This window comes from Streptomyces sp. NPDC059003, from assembly GCF_042740445.1.
GTDB lineage: Bacteria > Actinomycetota > Actinomycetes > Streptomycetales > Streptomycetaceae > Streptomyces.
On the sequence record NZ_JBHYJH010000002.1, the window covers coordinates 156,022 to 174,766 of the forward strand.

Genomic DNA, 18,745 nt, shown 5'->3' on the forward strand with positions numbered 1-18,745 from the left:
GCGTATGGGTCGTACGTGTATGGGTCGTACGTGTACGGGTCGCACGTCACGGGGCCGGGCGTCAGGCCCTCCCGTCCCGCAGCCGCACGATCCGTTCGACGAGGTCGGTGTAGGACCAGCCTGCGCCCAGCGCCCCGTATGCCAGGGAGCTGGTCCGCCGCAGCCCGGGGCAGCCGTTGACCTCCAGGCAGTACGGCTCGCCCCAGCGGTCGCAGCGGAAGTCGGAGCGGGAGTAGCCCGTGGGCCCGAAGCCCACCGCCCGGTGCGCGCGGAGCGCCTGGTCGCGCAGCTGCCGTTCGAGGCGGGGCGGGATGTCGGCGGGGCAGCTGTGGTCCGCGCCGCCCGCCCGGTACTTCGCCCGGTAGTCCAGGAACGGGCCGCCGAACTCGTACTCCACGGCGGGCAGCACCTGACTGCCCACCACCCCCACGGAGAACTCCCGGCCGGGCAGGAACGGGCTCACCACCACGGCCTCACCGGCCGGTGTGCGCGCCAGGGCGTCCGTCAACTCGCCCTCCGCCCGCGCCAGGTGGAGCGTCTCGTGTGCCGTGCCCATCGCGGCCTTGATCACCACAGGGCCCTTGGCCAGCAGGTCCAGGGCTTCCGGCGGCACGTGTCCGTTCACCGCGCGGTGCGCCGTCCACGGCCCGACCGGGACCCGCGCGTCCGGCAGTAGCCGCAGCGTGCGGCGCTTGTCCCAGGCGAGGCTGCACTGGGCGCTGCCCGCGCCGGTGAAGGCGATCCCGGCCATCTCGAGGAACCCTTGTACGTGCCCGTCGCCGCCCCAACCGCCGTGCAGCGCGGGGAAGACGAGATCCGCCTCCCGGAGGGCGGCGAGCACGGACCCGCCGGTGAGGACGGCGAACATCCGTCGTCTGCCCGCGGCCTCGTCCACGTCCGGGAGCTGGGTGGTCGCCGTGAACCGCGGCAGCGCCGCCGCGTCCCGGGTAGGTCCGGCGAGCACCGGCTCCGGTGCCGCCGGGTCGATCACATGGACTTCGTGGTGGAGGTCCACCAGCGCGCGGGCCACCGTGAGCCCGGATTCCAGGGAGACATGTCGCTCGACGCTTTCGCCACCGCACAGCACGACGATCCTCATGTCTATGGAATACCGGCGCCCGCAGCCGGTGTCGAAGGTGATGAGGGCGCTCGGATCCCACCGCGGCCGATACTCGCCTGTGCGCGGGGGAGTCCGGCGGCGCCCGCCCGGAGAGGTGGTACGGCCGAACGGGCGGACGATTCGTACGGCGCAGCACCGCTGCACCCATCCGACCCGACGGAAGCACGACGTCAGACGTTCGTCCGCCCGTCACCCACGCCTCCGGCGCATGGGTGAGGATCCATGACGGGGAGAGTGGCGGAGCGAGTTCACGGCCGGATCCGGGCGATCAGGCTCGCCCCACCACCCGTACGCCTTCCGAAAGGAGCCAGGGGTGCGGCATCGGCGTGAGAAGCGAAGTGTCCGCCTGCCGGTGGGCGTGGCCGCGGCCGCCGTCACGGCGGCGGGCGGGGCGGCGACCTGGATGTGGGGGCCGGGGGGCTCCGACGCCGATCCCGGCAGACCGCCCGCCTCGGCGGCCGTCAGCCGCGGCGACTGCGCCGCGAGCGGACAGGTCCCCGGCTCGGGCTCGACGGCCCAGCAGAACGCCATGACGTACTGGATCAAGCAGTACCAGCGGGCGTGCGCGCCGGTGCAGATCGCCTACGACCCGCTGGGGTCCGGCGCCGGGGTCGCCCAGTTCCTGCGCGGCGCCACCGCGTTCGGCGGCTCCGACAGCCCCGTCGACCCGGCCGACGCCGAACCGGCGGACGGCGTGTGTCCCGGCGGGCGGGCCATCAATCTCCCGATGGTGGGCGGCACCATCGCGCTCGGCTACAACGTGCCCGGCGTCGACGAGTTGGTGCTCGACGCCCCGACGCTGGCCAGGATCTTCGACTCGAAGATCACCCGCTGGAACGACCCGGCCATCCGCAAGCTGAACCCCGGTACGTACTTACCCTCCCTGCCGATCCAGGCGGTGCACCGGTCCGACGACTCGGGCACGACGCAGAACTTCCAGGCGTATCTGAAGGGCGCAGCCCCCGATGCGTGGCCGCACGCGGCGGAGAAGGCCTGGCAGGGGCGTGGCGGCAACTCCGCGAGCGGCTCCGACGGCGTCGCCGCGACGGTGGGGTCCACGGCCGGGGCGATCGGCTACTTCGAGCTGTCCTTCGCCAGCAGGCTCGGCATCGACACCGTCCGCGTCGACACCGGCGCCGCCGAGGCCGTGGCGGCGACCACGAAGAGCGCGTCCGCGGGCATAGCGGCCGCACGGGCGGTCGGCACGGGCAAGGACCTGACCCTGAAGTTCGACTACCGGACCTCCGCCGCCGGTACGTACCCGATCATCCTGGTCACGTACGAGATCGTCTGCGACAAGGGCAACAAGCCCGACATCCTGCCCGCCCTCAAGTCCTTCCTCACCTACACCGCGAGCGAGGCCGGTCAGCGCCCCCTGTCCCGGATCCACTACGCGCCGCTGCCGGAGTCCGTGGCCGCCGAGGTGCGCAAGGTCGTGCGGACGCTCAGCTGACACAGCCGTGTCGCGGGCTTTCAGGGTCGACGGGACCGGCCGCGACGGACGGTCAGCCCCGCGCCCTCGGCTCGCGGCGCATGCACCACGTGCGGGGACCGTCGTCGGGCAGCTCGACCTCCGCGGTCACGGTGAAGCCGACGCGCTCATAGAACCGCACGTTCCGCTCGCTCGACGTCTCCAGGAACGCCGGGTGCCCGGCGCGGTCCGCCGCTTCGAGCCCGGCCGCGAGCACCGCGCCGCCGAGCCCTTGGCCCTGCGCGTCCGGGTCCACGCCGACGGTCGCGAGGAACCACACCGGCTCGCCCGGCCGGTGCGGCTCCAGGGCGCGCTCCGCCGCGGCGAAGGCCGGCGCGCGGTCGCCCGCCAACTCGTCGATCAGCGGCCCCACTTCGGCGAAGCCGGGCGCCGGGTCCCGCTCGGGCGTGGTCCACACCGCCACGGCGCGCGCGTCGTCGGTGACCCACGTCCGCCCGTACGGAAGCCCGACCCGGGTCAGGAACAGCTCCTGGAAGCGGCGCACGCGCTCGTCGTGCCCGTCGGCCGCGACGACGTGCCGGGTGAACGGATAGTCGGCGAAGGCGCGGGCGAGCGTCCGGACGGCACCGGGCACGTCCTGTTCCGTGGCGGGCCGTACGACGGGGGTGGGGGCCATGCACGCTCTCCTTCACGTTCCTCGCGTGTGCCGACGGCGGGCGCACTCGGGCGTACGCCGCGCACACGGAGAACGATCAAGCCGACCCCCGAGTTCCCGGGAGGCCCTGAGTCACCGGGAGTTCCCGGGAGTTCCCGGGAGGCTACGTGAACGGCGTCGGGTCGCCCGCGCCGCTGCGTACGATCTCGGGCGCCCCGGCGGAGAAGTCCACGACCGTCGTCGGCTCGGTGCCGCAGTCGCCCGAGTCGACGACGGCGTCCACCACGTGGTCGAGGCGTTCCTTGATCTCCCAGCCCTGGGTCAGTGGTTCGTCCTCGTCGGGCAGGAGCAGCGTGCTGGAGAGCAGCGGTTCGCCCAGTTCGGCGAGCAGGGCCTGGGTGACGACGTGGTCGGGGATGCGGACGCCCACGGTCTTCTTCCTGGGGTGAAGGAGCTGGCGCGGCACCTCCTTGGTCGCGGGGAGGATGAAGGTGTAGCTGCCGGGGGTGGCCGCCTTGATCGCGCGGAACACGTCGTTGTCGACGTACACGAGCTGGCCCAGCTGCGCGAAGTCCCGGCAGACGAGGGTGAAGTGGTGCCGTTCGTCGAGGCGGCGGATCGCCCGGATGCGCGCGATCCCGTCCCGGTTGCCCACCTGGCAGCCCAGGGCGAAACAGGAGTCCGTCGGGTAGGCGATCAGGTCACCGGAGCGGACTCGGTCCACCACGTTGCCGATGACACGTCGCTGAGGGTTCTCGGGGTGCACGTCGAAGTACTTCGCCATCCGGCGAGCCTAGAGCGTGCCGCCGCTCGCGTGCGGGAACACCCCCGCGCGGCCGTGCGGCCGGTGCCGATTCCCCGCGAAGCACAAGGGGCGGCCGTTCGGGCCGTGTTCGAGCCGAACGGCCCATGTCCCGGGCGGGGGCGACGGCGGCACACTGGCCGGGGTGGGCGTCATCCCGTCAGGGGTGGGTGTCATCGCGTCAGCAGAGAGGCCTGGGGGGCCATGACAGGACTGATGAGCGGCCTGACCCAGCTCGCGCAGGGGGTGGTGCGCAGTCCGTCGCGCCCGCCCGTCTTCGCCGACATCCCGCCGGAACGCGTCGACCGTCCCTTCACCGCGGCGCCGCTGGTGCCGGACCGGGACTACTTCGAGGTGTGCGTCGAACGCGTCCACCTCGCGCACGGCCGGGAGTGGCTCAGCACGTTCGCCCCGCTGGTGACGGCCCTGACCGAGTTCTCCTACGACGGCGCGCACACGCTCGTGCCCGCCGTGGTGGGGCCGGGGCTCCTGGAGCGGCTCGGGGCGGGGGCGCCGCCGGACGCGGTGGTGGCGGGGACCCGGGTCGCCGGTCCCTATCCGGTGCGGCCCGGCGGTGTCGCGGTCACGGTCGTCCTGCACCGCATCGAGCAGAAACAGCTCCTGACACCCGTACTGGAGGCCGTCGAAGGCGTCTCGTCGGCGCTGAGCCTCAGCGCCGGTCTCGCGCCCTTCACCGCCGTGGCCCGCGTGCTCCTGAACGGCGTCAGCGCCCTGACGGGCGGGGACAGTCCGCTGCTCGGGCGCCGGGACCAGTTCAGCCACACCCGACCCGGGTACTTCGCGCTGCTCGATCCGGATGCCGGGTACGACCCTGCGGGGCTGTGGGTACGCCAGGGCGCCCTCGCCGTCCGGGCGCCCGACGGCTCCTTCGCGCCGCTGCTGAGCGCGGACTACGTCCTGTACCGCGTCGGCCAGGTCGACCAGGCGGAGGTGGACGTCGCGGCGCTGCCCCTGTACCAGGCCTGGCGGCTGGTGCTCCAGGAGGCGGCACGCGCGCACTCGGACGGAGTCTGGGAGAGCGCCAAGGTGCGCATGTCCGCCCTCGTCGCGATGCTCTACAGCAGCCCCGACCTGACCTGGAGCCACGCCGACGCGCTCCGCGGCGAGTGGACCGAGCGGATGAAGGCCCTGCGCGCGATCGCGATCACCCACAGCCAGCTGTCCGCCGAGGCCGGCGACACGGACCGGATACGCGAGCACGCGATGTCCGTACTCGGCCTCTGAGACGGCGTCACCATGACCACGGCCACGCTGACCCTGCTCAACGACCACGAGGGCGAGTACGAGGACGACCAGTACTACCAGCGCGCCCGCGCACGCCATGTGCACGGGCCGTTGGGCAGCAGCCCGCTGCTGCGCGAGACGGTGGACGTGCTGCAGCAGTGGGTGGCGCGCTACGACGAGAACTGCAGCCGCCCCGAACTGGTGCTCCTGGGGCGCTGCCTCTACGCCGTGGCCTTCGGTGAGCCGTCGAAGCACGCGGGGGACGGCTCCGCGCCGCTCCTCGACGCGTTCGAGGAGTCCTACGCGGACCACCGCAGGCGCTACCGGGACCGGCCGCTGCGGCTGCGCCTGGTCATCGAACCGCAGGCGGAGAAGCTCAGCAAGTACCCCTGGGAGTTCCTCTACAAGCGCGAGGGCACGCAGGGCTTCTTCATCGCGGGCCAGCGTACGGAACTCGTGCTCACGCGCTATGTGCCCCCCGTGGGCGCGTCCGACGCCGAGCAGTGGCGCGACGGCGACGACAGGCTGCGCATCCTCGTCGTGCTCTCGCTCGCCCAGTCGCCCCGGCTCGGCACGGTGTCCGCCGACGACCTCGTCAAGGACATCATCGCGCTGCGTTCGGACTCCATCGAGGTGGACGAGCCCTTGCTGACGCCCACCCGCGGAGAGCTGCGCAAGGCCGTGAGCGCGCGGCACCCGCACATCATCCACCTCGTCGGTCACGGTGACAGCGAACTGGGCATCGCCCTGCGCAAGGAGGACAAGGACATCAGGGACGAGGAACTGCTCGCCGACGCGCTGCGGAGCAGAGGGAAACACGTACCGGCGGTGGACCCGACGGACTGGGTCGACCGGGAGACCATCAGCGGCATTCTCCGGGAGGACGAGGGCGGAGGGCGACGGACCCTGGGCCGCCTGGTGTTCCTGCACGCCTGCAAGGGTGCGACCCCCGAGGAGTCGCGGACCTCGCTCAGGGCGTACGAGAGCGTGGCCACTCTGCTTGCGGGGTCCCCGGGGATCGCGGGGGTCATCGCCATGCAGTACCCGATCTCCAACGGTGACGCGCAGATGTTCGCGCGGCACTTCTACCGGAAGCTGCGCAACGGGGAGTTCATCGACCAGGCGGTCAGTTCCGCGCGGCGCCAGCTGGGCCACGCCGACCAGCGGGGAGGCAGGGCGGCCTGGGCCGATCGCGTCTTCGCCACCCCCGTCGTCTACCTCAGTGACGAGGACCCGCTGTGCCAGGCGCTGCCGCGGCACCTGGCGGACCCGTCGGCGACCTGCCCCAATGAGGCCTGCCGGGCCCCTGTGGACATGAACGGCAACGTCTGCCCGAGTTGCCGGACGGTCTTCATGGCCTGCCGCAGGCCGGGCGGATGTCCAGGTCTTGTCGTGGCCCACCCGGAGGCCCACTGCGCCTTGTGTGACTACCGGCTGGCGCAGACGGGCGGTTCGCCCGCCGGACGCACGGGCCGGGCGGACCGACCGGCCGGCGGTTCCGGTCTCCGCAGGACCGCTCCGCCGCCGCGCCGCGGCACGCGGCCCGAGGACACCGGCGACGCGTCCCGCGCAGATGTCTGGGAGTGACCATGGCGAACAGGGCGGAGGTGAGCGGGCTTCTCAGGCTCTCCGCGGACGTGCCCTCCCGGTTGCTCGCCGAGGCCTACCGAGGGGCGTCCCTCGCGGACTGCGACATGCACCACGCGGCGGAGCTCCTGGAACCGATCCGTGCCGCGGTGGCGGCGGACCCGAGCCCCTACGCCTGGTGGCGGGCGATCGCCGCCGCTGCCGGGCAGGCCGCGCCCACTGCCCTGTTCCCCACCGTCGACGACCTGCGGACCTCGTTCGTCGGCGCGCTCCAGGAGGCCGCGAAGGACGAGGTGCGCGGCACGGGTGCGCAGGGCGCCGAGGCGGCCGCGCGGCAGTGGCTGTCCACGTTCGCCGAGGCCGTGACGGAGTACCGGCAGCAGATCTGCGCCGCCCTGCTCGCGTCCCCCGTCCCGCTGGCAGCGGCGCCCGACGACGAGGCCCCGCCGCCGCTGGAGGGCGTCCCCCGCGCTCTGGTGCGCGGCCGCTGGGACCTGCTCGCGCCGGTGCTCGACTACTTTCTGCGCAGCCGGCACGTCACGGCGGCCCTCCGCCCCCAACTGCTCGCCATGTCCGCGCAGATCGCGCTGTACTACGCCGACGACCGCCCGCGGGGCCGGGATCTCCTGGCCGAGGCCGAACGCCTCGACGGCAAGGACCCGGTGGTCTGGGAGGCACGCGGTGACCTCGCCTGGCAGGAGTTCCGCATCCGCGGGGCCCGCGAGCACTACCACCGGTCGATCGCCTGTGCCCCCTCGACCTCGAACGGCTATCTGCGCCTCGGTGACCTGCACCAGGACCTGGGCGACCTGGAAGCCGCCGAGGAGCAGTACCTGCGCGGCTTCCGGGAGAGCCCCCACAACGAGAGCCACCTCGTCTCCCTCATCAGGCTGCACGAGTACGACCGTGTCTATCGCCGCCGGGACAGCCAGGAGTTGCGGTCCTGGGTGCGGACGGCGTCGGCCATCAGCCCCGAGGTGCGGTACGAGGCCGAGGTGGCCCTGGCCCGCGCCCTCGGCGTGAACGGGGAGCAGGAACAGGCGATCGCCCTTCTCCGCGAGACCGCGGCCAGGGAACCGGACCGTCCGGACGCCCTCGCCGCCTGGGGCTACATCCTGTTGGAGTCCGACCGGCTCGACGAGGCGCAGGACAAGCTCGACCGCGCCCTGCGCTGCGATCCGCAGGATCCCCTGACCTGTCACTGGCAGGCCCTTCTGCGCAGGCGGCGGCGCGAGTTCGGCGCGGCCGTCGACTGGTTCGAGCGCAGCGCCCTGCGGCGAAGGGCGGAACGCCTGATCTGCTGGAGCTGGATCGTGGACTGCCAGCTGCAGGACGGCGCCCCCCACGCCGCGGCCGAGACACTCCTGACGGCCCTGCACCACACCCCCGACGCGCCCGCCCTCGTCGACCAGATCGCGGACGTGGCCACGGCACTGCCCCGGGAGGGAGGCGGGCGCGATGCCTTCCTGGCCCGGATCCTGGCGGCCCAGCGGGACCGCGGTGAGGCGGGCCGGCTCCATGTGCTCGGTCGGATCGCCGAACAACAGGGCTCCCACGAAAGGGCCGCGGAACTCCAGGAGCGCGCGATCGCCCTGGACGCGACCGTCGCTGCGTACCACCGCTCCCTGGCCGACTGCCGACGGGAACTGAAGCGGTGGACTGCGGCCGCGGAATCGCTCGACCGCGCCCTCGACCTGGACGGCAACGACTACGCGTGGCGCGAGGCCATGACCCGCAACCGCAACGAGGAGGGGCACAGCCACTACGCGGAGGCGGACTACGACAAGGCCGCGGACTGCTACCGCCAGGCCATCGGCCTCTCCCCCTGGGACGCGGCGCTGCACGCGAACCTCGCCGACGCGATCGAGCTGGGCATGCGCCCGGGGCACAAGGCACGGGCCCTGCAGGACGCCGTCGCCGCCCTCGCGATGGCCGCGGAGAACGCCGCACCCGACGAGGCGGCGACCTACCACGTCCGGATCGAGCAGCTGCGCCACCGGTCGACGGCGGTACGCCGGCACGGCGAGCTCATTCTCGAGCCGGCCCTTGGCCAGCCCCTCCGGGTCGAGATCGCCGGCACGCTGAGCCCCCGTGTCAACCCGGCGGAGGACGGGGCCCCGCTCTTCGACGAGGAGATCCCCGCCCTGCGCGCCCGGATCCGGGACCGTCTCGGCTTCGCCATCCCCGGCATCCGCTTCGCCGTCAACGACGGTCTGGACCGGGATGTGTACCGCATCCGGCTGCTCGGCGGCAGCGCCGTCGACGGAGTGGCACGGCCCGGCGAGTCCTGCCTGCTCGGACCCGACGGGCAGGCGGCGGGACGACGCGGCTGGGACCCGGTGCGCGACCGTGCCTGCGTCTGGCGCGCGGCAGCGGCCCCCGAAGGACTCAGCGACCGGGCGTTCATCCTGCGCCACCTCGAGCACCTCGTCTGCTGGGAGGCGGACTGCCTCTTCGACGGGCAGCTCGCCGCGCACTACTGGGGCGGTCTCGAAGTTCTCGGCGAACTGACGTCGCGGCAGCGCCTCGGCATGCTGCGGCTCGCCCGCGCGCTGGTGCGCGAGCAGGTCGGCCTGCCCGCGCCCGCCGACCTGTACGGCGCGGTCCGGGAGTGCCTTCCGCAGCCCGGTCGGATGGCCGACGCCCTGCGCGTCGCCCGGCTTTCCCTGCGCCCCGCGCTGCGCGTCAACGTATCGGAGACCGTGTGCCTCTGCGTCGACAGACCCCTCACCGCCGCGCTGACCGACGCGCTCGCCGCGGGAACGGCCGCCGCCCGCATGCGCGCGGAGCACGCCGCCACGGTCGGGCTGCGCTCCCTGCTGGCCGGGCCGCTGGCGGAGCACGACCCGGAGGCGGCGCCGGTGGCGCTCGTGGTCGCCCCGGAACTGCGGCTGCACCTCGCGCTGCTGACCCGTACCCAGCTGCCGGAGGCGCACCTGCTCGCGGGGGTGTTCGCGCACGACGAGGTGCTGACCGGTGGCGGCGCCCGCCGCGACGACCACGCCCGGCACGACGCGGCCGGAGAGGAGCCCTCATGACCGCAGCCGCCGGCACTCCCCCGGTGCCCGTGCTCGTCCACGTACGGCCTCCGCTGTCCGCGCTCCTCGGCCACGAGGCGTCGCGGGAGGCGGTCCGGCGGCGCGTCGGCGCGGGGATCGACGACGTGCTGACCGCCCTTGGCGTTCCTGGTCACGCCGAGGTCGACGTGGCCGTCGTGACCGAGCAGGGGCCCAGGGGGCGGCACGACTTCTGGGCCGACGTGCATCTTCACGGGGTGCTCTGCCGCTATCCGGCGCACCTGCTGACGCGCGTCGCGGCTCGGCTTGCCGGTGAGCACTGCCGCGGCTGGTCGGCTCCGCCGACGATTCCGCGGGACGGCGACAGTGCCTCCTGGACCGTGGAACTGCTCGGCCTGCTCTGCGCCGAAGCCGTCAAGCGCGCTCCCCAGCTGCTGTTCGGCCCCGCACAGGCCGCCGCGTTCGCCGACGAGCTGCGCGCGTACTCCGAAGGTGTGCCGAAGCCCTTGCTCGCGCCGGAGACACTGCGCCCGACCTTCCGTCACGTCCTGGCCCAGGGCATCGGCATCGGCGATGCGGGCGCCGTCGTGAAAGTGCTGCGCTGCTCTGTGGAGACGGTGCCCGAGCTGCTCGCCGAGCAGCTCGCGGCGTCGCTGGCGCCCGACCACATCGAGCTGCTCGCCCCGAACGAGCTGCACGACCGCCTGACGGGCGGCGCGCCGGAGGCCGAGGGCCTGCTCGCGTTCCTCGCGCGCGGATTGTTCGACGAGACCGGCCTCGTCTTTCCGCCCGTCGCTCTGCGCCCTTCCGACGGCCTGCCGCCGGGAAGCTTCTCGATGCGCTTCAACCACGTCCAGGTCCTTCCCGTGCAGACCCTCTCCGAGCAGGAGTGCATGGTGAACGAGAGCGTCGAGCAGCTCCGCGCCCGGGGCATCGCCGCGGAGCCGATGGCGAACCCCGCTTCCTTCGCTCCCGCGGCGCGCGTCCCGTCGGAGAGCGAGGACGCGTTGACCGACGCCGGCCTGACCACGTGGAACCGTGCGAACCATGTGATCCTGTGCCTCGCGCAGGAGATGCGCGAGCGGGCGGGAGCACTCGTCCGCTCCGACCGGCTGCAGGCGCAGTTGGACACGGTGGCGGAGTCCTTCCCCGACGTCGTCGCGGAGGTCAGGGCCCGTCACACGCCCATGGTGCTGAGCGCGCTGCGGCGGCGCCTCGCCCGGGACGCGGTGCCGGTGACCGACCTGCCGACCCTCCTCGACCGGCTGATCGACGTCGACTTCGCCGCGGCGCCGGACGACTGGCAGGCGGTGTTCGGCGCGTGCCCGCCGACCGCACGGCTCGCCCCCGCCACGCCGCCGGACACCCCGACGGGCCTCGACGCACTCGAGGACCTCGCCCGCTCCGGGCTGCGCCGCACGTCGGCGGTCGCCCTGAGCAGGCACACGAGCGACACGGTGGCCGCCTATCTGCTGGATCCGGAGGTCGAACGGGTGTTGACCGCAAGGGCTCCCTCCGCCCGCTCCAGGGAGTGGGAGGACGCTCTGCTCGAAGCGTTCATGCGGGAACTCGCCGACCTGCCGCCCACCGCTTCCTGGCCGGTCGTCCTCGTACAGGACCGCACCAGGCGTCCGCTGAAGCAGCTGCTGCGCACGGTCCTGCCGCGCCTGCCCGTGGCCGGCTACGCCGAGCTGCCCGCCACCGTCGATGTCGCGCCGGTCGCGCGGATCTCCCTCGACGTCGGCCGGGACAACGGCACGCTGCGCGGGAGCCGCGTCTCCAAGGCCGCGACGCTGCTGATGGTCGAGGCCGGCATGGCGGAGGAGTCCGTCACGACCGGCGCGGAGGAGTCCCTCACCCCCGGCAGCGAGGACCGCCCCAGTGGCTAACCGGGCAGCGCGTCCTCCAGTCGGGCCAACTCCGCCTCGCTCAGCACGAGTTCGGCCGCCCGGGCCGAGTCCTGGATCGACGTCGGGCGGCTGGCCCCCGGTACCGGGATCACCGCCGGGGAGCGGGCAAGGAGCCAGGCCAGGGCTATCTGCTGCGGGCTGACGCCGTGTTCGGCCGCGATGTGGTGGAAGGCGGTGCCCGCCGACGCCGGGCCCGACGGGCCGTCCAGGGAGCTGCGGGAGATGCCGCCGAGCGGGCTCCAGGGCAGGAAGGCCAGGCCCAGGTCCGTGCTCAGGCGCAGCTCGGGCTCGCTCGCGCGCACGGCCGCGGAGTACTGGTTCTGTACGGAGACGAGGCCGTCGCCGAGGATCGCATGGGCCTCGCGGATCTGGGCGGTGTCGACGTTGGAGATCCCGGCGGCGCGGATCGTGCCGGCGTCGAGCAGGTCGCGCAGCGCGCCGACGGAGTCGGCCCAGGGCACGTCCGGGTCCGGCTTGTGCAGCTGGTAGAGGCCGATGGCTTTGACGCCGAGGCGCCGCGCGGAGGCCTCGGCGGCGCGCTTGAGGTGTGCGGGCGTTCCGGTGACGGTCCAGCTGCCGTCGCCGGGGCGGCCGCGGCCGCCCTTGGTGGCGATCAGGACGTCGGAGGTGTCGCCGCCGTAGCGGGCGAGGGCGCGGGCGATGAGGAGTTCGTTGTGGCCACTCTCGTCGGCGTGCCAGTGGTAGCTGTCGGCGGTGTCGATGAGCGTGACGCCCGCGTCGAGGGCGGCGTGGACGGTGGCGAGGGCCCGGTCCTCGTCGGGGCGGCCCTCGATGGACAGGGGCATGGCGCCCAGGCCGACGGCGCTGACGGCGGTGTCTCCGATGGTGCGACGCTGCATGGTGGGTGTGTTCCTCAGGTGGCCGGGGTCGAGTGGACGGGTTCGTGCGACTGGGATCGCGCGGCTGGGGTCAGGCGGCCGGAGCGGCGGCCGCGTCGAGGGCTTCGGCCACGGCGCCGGGGAGCCAGTCGGCGGTGCGGGAGAAGGGGAAGCCCAGTTCCTTCGCGCGGGCGTTGCTCATGGCGTAGTGGCGGTCGAAGGAGAACGGCGAGGCCGTCTCGCCCGCGGCCACGGTCCGGTACCGCGGCTCCCGGCCGGTGTGCGCGCCGATCGCCGCGCCCAGGTCGTGGACGTCGAGCGGGCCGTCGGAGCAGGCGTTCACCGCTCCGGTGAAGTCCGTGGCCGTGGCCGCCCACAGCAGCAGGTCAGCCAGCTCCTCGTAGTGGATGAAGACCGTTGGCAGCACTTCGGCGTGCACGGCGATCTCCGCGCCCTGGGTGACGCGCTCGGTGTAGTGGGCGAGGCGGCCGGTGAACTCCCGCGCGCCGCCGCCGAGTACGTGGGCGCTGCGCACGGAGGCGAAGGCGAACCCTCCGTCCCCGGCGGGGCCGCCACCCCCGGCGGAGCCGCTGCCCTGGGCCAGGACGGCTTCCGCCTGCCGCTTGCCCTCGGCGTAGTGCGCCTCCAGATAGGCATCGTCGTGCCAGGGCAGGTCCATGGCCACCTGCCAGGCGGCCGGGTCCACCGTCTCCTCCGGCACCGGCGTGTCCTGCGGGACGGGCGGCAGTGCGGCCGTCGCCGGGTCGTACACCTCGATCGTGGACGTCATGACGTACCGCCGGGTGCGGCCGCGGAAGGCGCGGGCGGCGATCGCGGCCTGCACGGGCGTGTAGCAGACCTGGTCGACGACCACGTCGAAGGTGCGGGAGCCGAGCGCGGCGACGAGGGCGGCCTCGTCGTCGCGGTCGACGACGAGGTGCTCGACACCGGCCGGGGGCGGCGTGGAGCCGCGGTTGACCAGTGTGACCTGGTGTCCTTCGGCCAGCAGGCGCTCGACGAGGAGCTTGCCGAAGTAGCGGCTTCCGCCGATGACGCAGATCTTGTGGGTGTTGTGCATGCCCCGATCCTGCGGTTCTACTGTCACCAGCAGAAGTGCTGCCTTACTGGAAACGCATTAAGGAAAACTGTTGATCGATGTGCAGCGGCTGCGCGTGCTGCGGGCGGTGGCGGAGCACGGCAGCTTCAACCGCGCGGCGACGGCGCTCCGCCTCACCCCCTCGGCCGTCTCCCAGCACGTGGCCGTGCTGGAGCGCAGCTTGGGTGCCCAGGTCGTCGCCCGCAGCACCCGCGGGGTGACGCTCACTCCGGCCGGGCGGATCATGGTCGGGGCCGCCGAGTCGGTCGCCGCGGAGCTCGCCCAGGCCAAACAGCGGGTCGACCGGCTGAGCACGGGCCGCAGCCAGCTCACCGTCGCCACGTTCACCACCGGCGGCAGGGTCCTGCTGCCCGGCGCCCTCGACCGGTTCACGGCCGCGCACCCCGACACCGTGCTGCACGTCAGGGAGGGCGAGCCCGAGCACAGCCTGCCCCTGGTCCGCCAGGGCGCCGTGGACCTCGCGCTCGCCTATCACTTCGACGGCCCGCTGCCGGGCGGGCCGGGCCGGAGCTCCGCCCTGCGGTGGACCGCGCTGATGGCGGACCCCCTGCACGTCGTCCTGCCCGAGGGGCATCCGCTGGCCGGCCGCGAGACGCTCGCCATCGCCGAACTCGCGGCCGAGCCGTGGGTCCTCGGCTGCCTCAAGACCGAGGCGTATCTGCGGCGTTACGCCGAGCGCGCCGGCTTCGACCCCGAGGTGCGCGGCACGACGACCGACTACTTCTTCGCCCGCTCGCTCGTCGCCGCGGGCGTGGGCGTCTCACTGATCCCGTCCGTCGCGCTGACGCCGGCGGTGCCGGGCCTGCGCACGGTGCCGGTCGAGCCGCCGGCGCCGACCCGGCACATCGGCGTCGCCACGATCGGCGGCCGCGGCGACCTTCCCCAGGTCGCGACGCTGATCGAGGCACTCGAGGAGCAGGCGGCGGCGCAGGACGCGGCCTGAGCCCGAACGCCCCGCCCGGGGCCTGCCTGCGGCGGCCGACCGTCTTACGAGCAGGCCGGGCAGAGCCCCCGGTACGTCACCTCGGCCGCCGACACCGTGAAGCCGAAGCGCTGCTCCTGCGGGAGGTCGGCCAGAGGGTTGCCGGTGGGGTGGACGTCGCGGATGGCGCCGCAGCGGGAGCAGACCAAGTGCTGGTGCGGGTGGTGCGCGTTGGGGTCGTAGCGCTTGGCGCGGCCGTCGGTGGAGACCTCCATGACCTCTCCGAGGGAGACCATCTCGCCCAGCGTGTTGTAGACGGTCGCCCGGGAGATCTCCGGGAGGCGCTCGGCCGCGCGTGCGTGCACCTCGTCGGCCGTGAGGTGCACGTGGTCGCCGTCGAGGACCTCAGCGACGACACGCCGCTGTGAGGTCACCCGCCAGCCCCGCCCTCGCAGTCGCTCCAGCAGGTCACTCATAGTGGGTTCACCTATTCAGGTCGGCGGTTCACGGACTTTACGGTAGCTGTACGGAATCCGATTGAATATGGATCAGGTGAGCTTCTTGACCTGGACTCCGTCCATCGTAGGATCGGTTCCCTAGGATGACCAAGCGAGCGTCGAGGCGAGCGCCTTCGAGGTGCACGATCGCGCAGGCCGTATATCTCTCCGAACTGGACATGGGGCCCTGGCCGTCCACCGGGCCTGAGCTCCGTGTGCTCCACCACCCGCACGTCCCCCGATGAGCATCACGATCCGCCTAGCTCGATCCGAAAGGATTCCCATGGCTGAGAACCCTGACGCAATCGTCACCGACCCCAAGACGGACGGTGAGGGAGGCTGCCCCGTCGCGCACGGACGCGCCCCGCACCCGACTCAGGGCGGCGGAAACCGCCAGTGGTGGCCGGACCGGCTCAACTTGAAGATCCTGGCCAAGAACCCCGCCGTGGCGAACCCGCTCGGTGAGGAGTTCGACTACGCAGAGGCGTTCAAGGCCCTCGACCTGCCCGCGGTGAAACGCGACATCGCCGAGGTCCTCACCACCTCCCAGGACTGGTGGCCCGCCGACTTCGGCCACTACGGCCCGCTCATGATCCGCATGGCCTGGCACAGCGCCGGTACGTACCGGATCAGCGACGGCCGCGGCGGCGCGGGCGCGGGACAGCAGCGCTTCGCCCCGCTCAACAGCTGGCCGGACAACGCGAGCCTGGACAAGGCCCGCCGTCTGCTGTGGCCGGTCAAGAAGAAGTACGGCCAGAGCATTTCCTGGGCCGACCTCATGATCCTCACGGGCAACGTGGCCCTGGAGACGATGGGCTTCAAGACCTTCGGCTTCGCCGGTGGCCGTGCGGACGTGTGGGAGCCCGAGGAGGACGTCTACTGGGGCCCCGAGACCACCTGGCTCGACGACGAGCGCTACACCGGCGACCGCGAGCTGGAGAACCCGCTCGGCGCCGTCCAGATGGGCCTGATCTACGTCAACCCGGAGGGCCCCAACGGCACCCCGGACCCGATCGCCGCGGCCCGCGACATCCGGGAGACGTTCCGCCGCATGGCGATGAACGACGAGGAGACCGTCGCCCTCATCGCCGGTGGCCACACCTTCGGCAAGACCCACGGCGCGGGCCCGGCGGACGCCGTCGGCCCGGACCCCGAGGCCGCCCCGATGGAGCAGCTCGGCCTCGGCTGGCGGAGCACGCACGGCACCGGCGCGGGCGCCGACGCCATCACCAGCGGCCTCGAGGTCACCTGGACCACCACGCCGACCCAGTGGGGCAACGGGTTCTTCACGAACCTCTTCGAGTACGAGTACGAGCTCACCCAGAGCCCGGCCGGCGCCCACCAGTGGGTGGCGAAGAACGCCGAGGCGATCATCCCCGACGCGCACGACCCGTCGAAGAAGCGCCTGCCGACCATGCTCACCACCGACCTGTCGCTGCGCTTCGACCCGGTCTACGAGCAGATCTCGCGGCGCTTCTACGAGAACCCCGACGAGTTCGCGGACGCCTTCGCCCGCGCCTGGTACAAGCTGACCCACCGCGACATGGGCCCGATCGTGCGCTACCTCGGCCCCGAGGTCCCGTCCGAGACGCTCCTGTGGCAGGACCCGCTGCCGGAGCGCACGGGCGAGCTCATCGACGCCGCGGACATCGCTTCCCTCAAGGAGCAGGTCCTCGCGTCGGACCTCACGACCGCGCAGCTCGTGTCCGCCGCGTGGGCGGCGGCCTCCTCCTTCCGCGGCAGCGACAAGCGCGGCGGCGCCAACGGCGCCCGCATCCGCCTGGAGCCGCAGCGCGGCTGGGAGGTCAACAACCCGGACGAGCTCGCGACGGTCCTGCGCATGCTGGAGGGCATCCAGGAGTCCTTCAACTCCGCGCAGTCCGGCGGCAAGCAGGTCTCGCTCGCCGACCTGATCGTGCTCGCGGGCAGCGCGGCCGTCGAGAAGGCGGCCAAGGACGGCGGCGTCGACATCGAGGTGCCGTTCACGCCGGGCCGGGTCGACGCCGCGCAGGACCAGACGGACGTCGAGTCGTTCGCCGCGCTCGAGCCGAGCTCCGACGGGTTCCGCAACTACGTCGGCAAGGGCAACCGCCTCCCGGCCGAGTACCTGCTGCTCGACAAGGCCAACCTGCTGACCCTGAGCGCGCCGGAGCTGACCGTCCTCGTCGGCGGCCTGCGCGTCCTGGGCGCCAACCACGGCGGGTCGAAGCACGGCGTGCTCACCGACAACCCCGGCACGCTCACCAACGACTTCTTCGTCAACCTGCTCGACCTGGGCACGACGTGGAAGTCGACGTCCGAGGCGCAGGACACCTTCGAGGCCCGCGACGCCTCCGGCGCGGTCAAGTGGACCGGCACCCGTGCCGACCTGGTCTTCGGCTCGAACTCCGAGCTGCGGGCGGTCGCCGAGGTGTACGCGAGCGACGACGCGAAGAAGAAGTTCGTGACCGACTTCGTCGCGGCGTGGGACAAGGTCATGAACCTGGACCGGTTCGACCTCGTCTGATCGGTCCCCAGGAGTAGGACCGGCGGAGGACCGCTGTACGACCGGCGCCCCATGCGTACGCAGGGGGCGCCGGTTAGCGTCGGCGCACATGCAGACCACGAACACCGCTCGCCGCGACACACAGGCGCGTCGGCGCGACACCCTTGAACGCCTCGGCACCGAGCGGGACATATGGCTCTCGACGGCCCACCCTGACCACGGACCGCACCAGGTGCCCCTCTGGTTCCTGTGGGACGGCCGGGCGGTCTGGATGTGCACCGCCGCGACGTCCGCGACCGCGCGGAACGTCCGTGCGGAACCGCGGGTGCGCCTGGCCCTTGCGGACACCTCCGATGTGGTGCTGATCCAGGGGGAAGCGGAGCACTTCCCGGCTCGGGCCGTCCCCCGGAGCGCGGCGGACGCCTTCGCCGACAAGTTCGGCTGGGACCCTCGTACCGAGGACAACCCCTATCTCTACCTGCGGGTGTCGCCGACGGTCGTGCGCTCCTGGCGCGGTGAGCCGGAGCTGCGCGGACGCGTCATCATGCGCGACGGGGCGTGGCTGGAGTAGACCGTCGTCGGGTCAGGCCTCGCTGATGGTGGAGGCCACGAACATCTTCGTCACCGTGCCGTCGTCGCCGACCACGTCGCGCACGTGCCGGAAGCCGAGCCGGGCGGCGAGCGTCAGACTCGCCGTGTTCCCGGCGCCGACCATGCCGTAGACCTCCTTCAGGCCCAGATGGTCGGCGGCGTGGCGCAGCAGGCCGACGACGATCTCGGCGCCGAAGCCACGCCCCCAGTACTCCGGGATCAGCGCGGTGATGACTTCGTGGCCGTCGACGTTGCCGGTCTTCTTGATCTCCGCGTGGCCGACGTAGGTGCCCTCGTGCCACAGGCCCCACACGTCGAAGAGGTTCTTCGGATAGACGTCGGTCAGGACGGCGCGGAACAGGGTGCGGATGTCGGCCTCGGGCACGCGTTCCTGGCCCATCCAACGGCACACCTCCTCGTTGCGCAGGAGGGCGACGAAGGCGTCCTCGTCCTCGGGGCGGTAGGGCGTGAACGCGAGCCGTTCGGTGCGGAGAGCAGGTGTCATGGGCGTACTCCTTGCATAGCG

General features: G+C 72.7%; 15 protein-coding genes. 8 read left to right on the forward strand and 7 right to left on the reverse strand.

Annotated features, from left to right (window positions below; translation table 11 throughout):
• Positions 1-61: 61 nt before the first annotated feature.
• A complete protein-coding gene (locus tag ACFWZ5_RS01955; RefSeq protein ID WP_384787084.1) occupies positions 62-1,099 on the reverse strand; it encodes a D-alanine--D-alanine ligase in 1,038 nt (345 codons plus the stop codon).
• Between the two features lie 334 nt (positions 1,100-1,433).
• On the opposite strand from ACFWZ5_RS01955, the gene pstS reads away from it, so the two are divergent.
• Positions 1,434-2,573 (forward strand): phosphate ABC transporter substrate-binding protein PstS, encoded by a 1,140-nt coding sequence (pstS, locus tag ACFWZ5_RS01960; protein ID WP_384787081.1) that lies wholly within the window; start codon positions 1,434-1,436, stop codon positions 2,571-2,573.
• A gap of 52 nt (positions 2,574-2,625) precedes the next feature.
• Here pstS and ACFWZ5_RS01965 read toward each other — a convergent pair whose 3' ends face one another.
• Together ACFWZ5_RS01965 and ACFWZ5_RS01970 are read right to left on the reverse strand one after the other, a co-directional pair.
• Positions 2,626-3,228, reverse strand: a complete 603-nt coding sequence (locus ACFWZ5_RS01965) for a GNAT family N-acetyltransferase (protein WP_384787078.1) — start codon at positions 3,226-3,228, stop codon at positions 2,626-2,628.
• Positions 3,229-3,370: 142 nt separating this feature from the next.
• Positions 3,371-3,991 carry an L-threonylcarbamoyladenylate synthase gene (locus ACFWZ5_RS01970; RefSeq protein ID WP_384787075.1) on the reverse strand — a complete coding sequence of 207 codons (621 nt, stop codon included), beginning with the start codon at positions 3,989-3,991 and terminating at the stop codon, positions 3,371-3,373.
• Positions 3,992-4,213: 222 nt separating this feature from the next.
• Between ACFWZ5_RS01970 and ACFWZ5_RS01975 the strand changes: the two genes are divergently transcribed.
• Genes ACFWZ5_RS01975 through ACFWZ5_RS01990 form a run of 4 tightly spaced genes read left to right on the forward strand, consistent with a single transcriptional unit; the run spans position 4,214 to position 11,747 of the window.
• Positions 4,214-5,254 (forward strand): hypothetical protein, encoded by a 1,041-nt coding sequence (locus tag ACFWZ5_RS01975; RefSeq protein WP_384787072.1) that lies wholly within the window; start codon positions 4,214-4,216, stop codon positions 5,252-5,254.
• A gap of 12 nt (positions 5,255-5,266) precedes the next feature.
• Positions 5,267-6,841, forward strand: a complete 1,575-nt coding sequence (locus ACFWZ5_RS01980) for a CHAT domain-containing protein (protein ID WP_384787069.1) — start codon at positions 5,267-5,269, stop codon at positions 6,839-6,841.
• A 2-nt stretch (positions 6,842-6,843) separates the two neighbouring features.
• Positions 6,844-9,879: a tetratricopeptide repeat protein gene (locus tag ACFWZ5_RS01985; RefSeq protein ID WP_384787066.1), complete on the forward strand. Its 3,036-nt coding sequence runs from the start codon at positions 6,844-6,846 to the stop codon at positions 9,877-9,879.
• Positions 9,876-11,747 carry an FHIPEP family type III secretion protein gene (locus tag ACFWZ5_RS01990; RefSeq protein WP_384787063.1) on the forward strand — a complete coding sequence of 624 codons (1,872 nt, stop codon included), beginning with the start codon at positions 9,876-9,878 and terminating at the stop codon, positions 11,745-11,747. Before ACFWZ5_RS01985 ends, ACFWZ5_RS01990 begins: the two co-directional genes overlap by 4 nt.
• Here ACFWZ5_RS01990 and ACFWZ5_RS01995 read toward each other — a convergent pair.
• Positions 11,744-12,628 (reverse strand): aldo/keto reductase, encoded by an 885-nt coding sequence (locus ACFWZ5_RS01995; protein WP_384787060.1) that lies wholly within the window; start codon positions 12,626-12,628, stop codon positions 11,744-11,746. The genes ACFWZ5_RS01990 and ACFWZ5_RS01995 overlap by 4 nt on opposite strands.
• Positions 12,629-12,698: 70 nt before the next feature.
• A complete protein-coding gene (locus ACFWZ5_RS02000; protein WP_384787057.1) occupies positions 12,699-13,685 on the reverse strand; it encodes an NAD-dependent epimerase/dehydratase family protein in 987 nt (328 codons plus the stop codon).
• 70 nt (positions 13,686-13,755) lie between these two features.
• Between ACFWZ5_RS02000 and ACFWZ5_RS02005 the strand changes: the two genes are divergently transcribed.
• On the forward strand, positions 13,756-14,667 hold the full coding sequence (locus ACFWZ5_RS02005; RefSeq protein WP_384787054.1) for a LysR family transcriptional regulator: 912 nt from the start codon (positions 13,756-13,758) through the stop codon (positions 14,665-14,667).
• A 44-nt stretch (positions 14,668-14,711) separates the two neighbouring features.
• Here the strand turns inward: ACFWZ5_RS02005 and ACFWZ5_RS02010 are convergent, their stop codons facing one another.
• Positions 14,712-15,122 (reverse strand): Fur family transcriptional regulator, encoded by a 411-nt coding sequence (locus ACFWZ5_RS02010; protein ID WP_384787051.1) that lies wholly within the window; start codon positions 15,120-15,122, stop codon positions 14,712-14,714.
• A gap of 304 nt (positions 15,123-15,426) precedes the next feature.
• Here ACFWZ5_RS02010 and katG point away from each other — a divergent pair, with 304 nt between their 5' ends.
• Together katG and ACFWZ5_RS02020 are read left to right on the forward strand one after the other, a co-directional pair.
• Positions 15,427-17,649 carry a catalase/peroxidase HPI gene (gene katG, locus ACFWZ5_RS02015; protein ID WP_384787048.1) on the forward strand — a complete coding sequence of 741 codons (2,223 nt, stop codon included), beginning with the start codon at positions 15,427-15,429 and terminating at the stop codon, positions 17,647-17,649.
• 88 nt (positions 17,650-17,737) lie between these two features.
• The gene (locus ACFWZ5_RS02020; RefSeq protein WP_384787045.1) at positions 17,738-18,199 is read left to right on the forward strand and encodes a pyridoxamine 5'-phosphate oxidase family protein; all 462 of its coding nucleotides are present in this window, start codon (positions 17,738-17,740) and stop codon (positions 18,197-18,199) included.
• Positions 18,200-18,211: 12 nt separating this feature from the next.
• Here the strand turns inward: ACFWZ5_RS02020 and ACFWZ5_RS02025 are convergent, their stop codons facing one another.
• Positions 18,212-18,724: a GNAT family N-acetyltransferase gene (locus tag ACFWZ5_RS02025; protein ID WP_384787042.1), complete on the reverse strand. Its 513-nt coding sequence runs from the start codon at positions 18,722-18,724 to the stop codon at positions 18,212-18,214.
• Between the last annotated feature and the right edge of the window lie 21 nt (positions 18,725-18,745).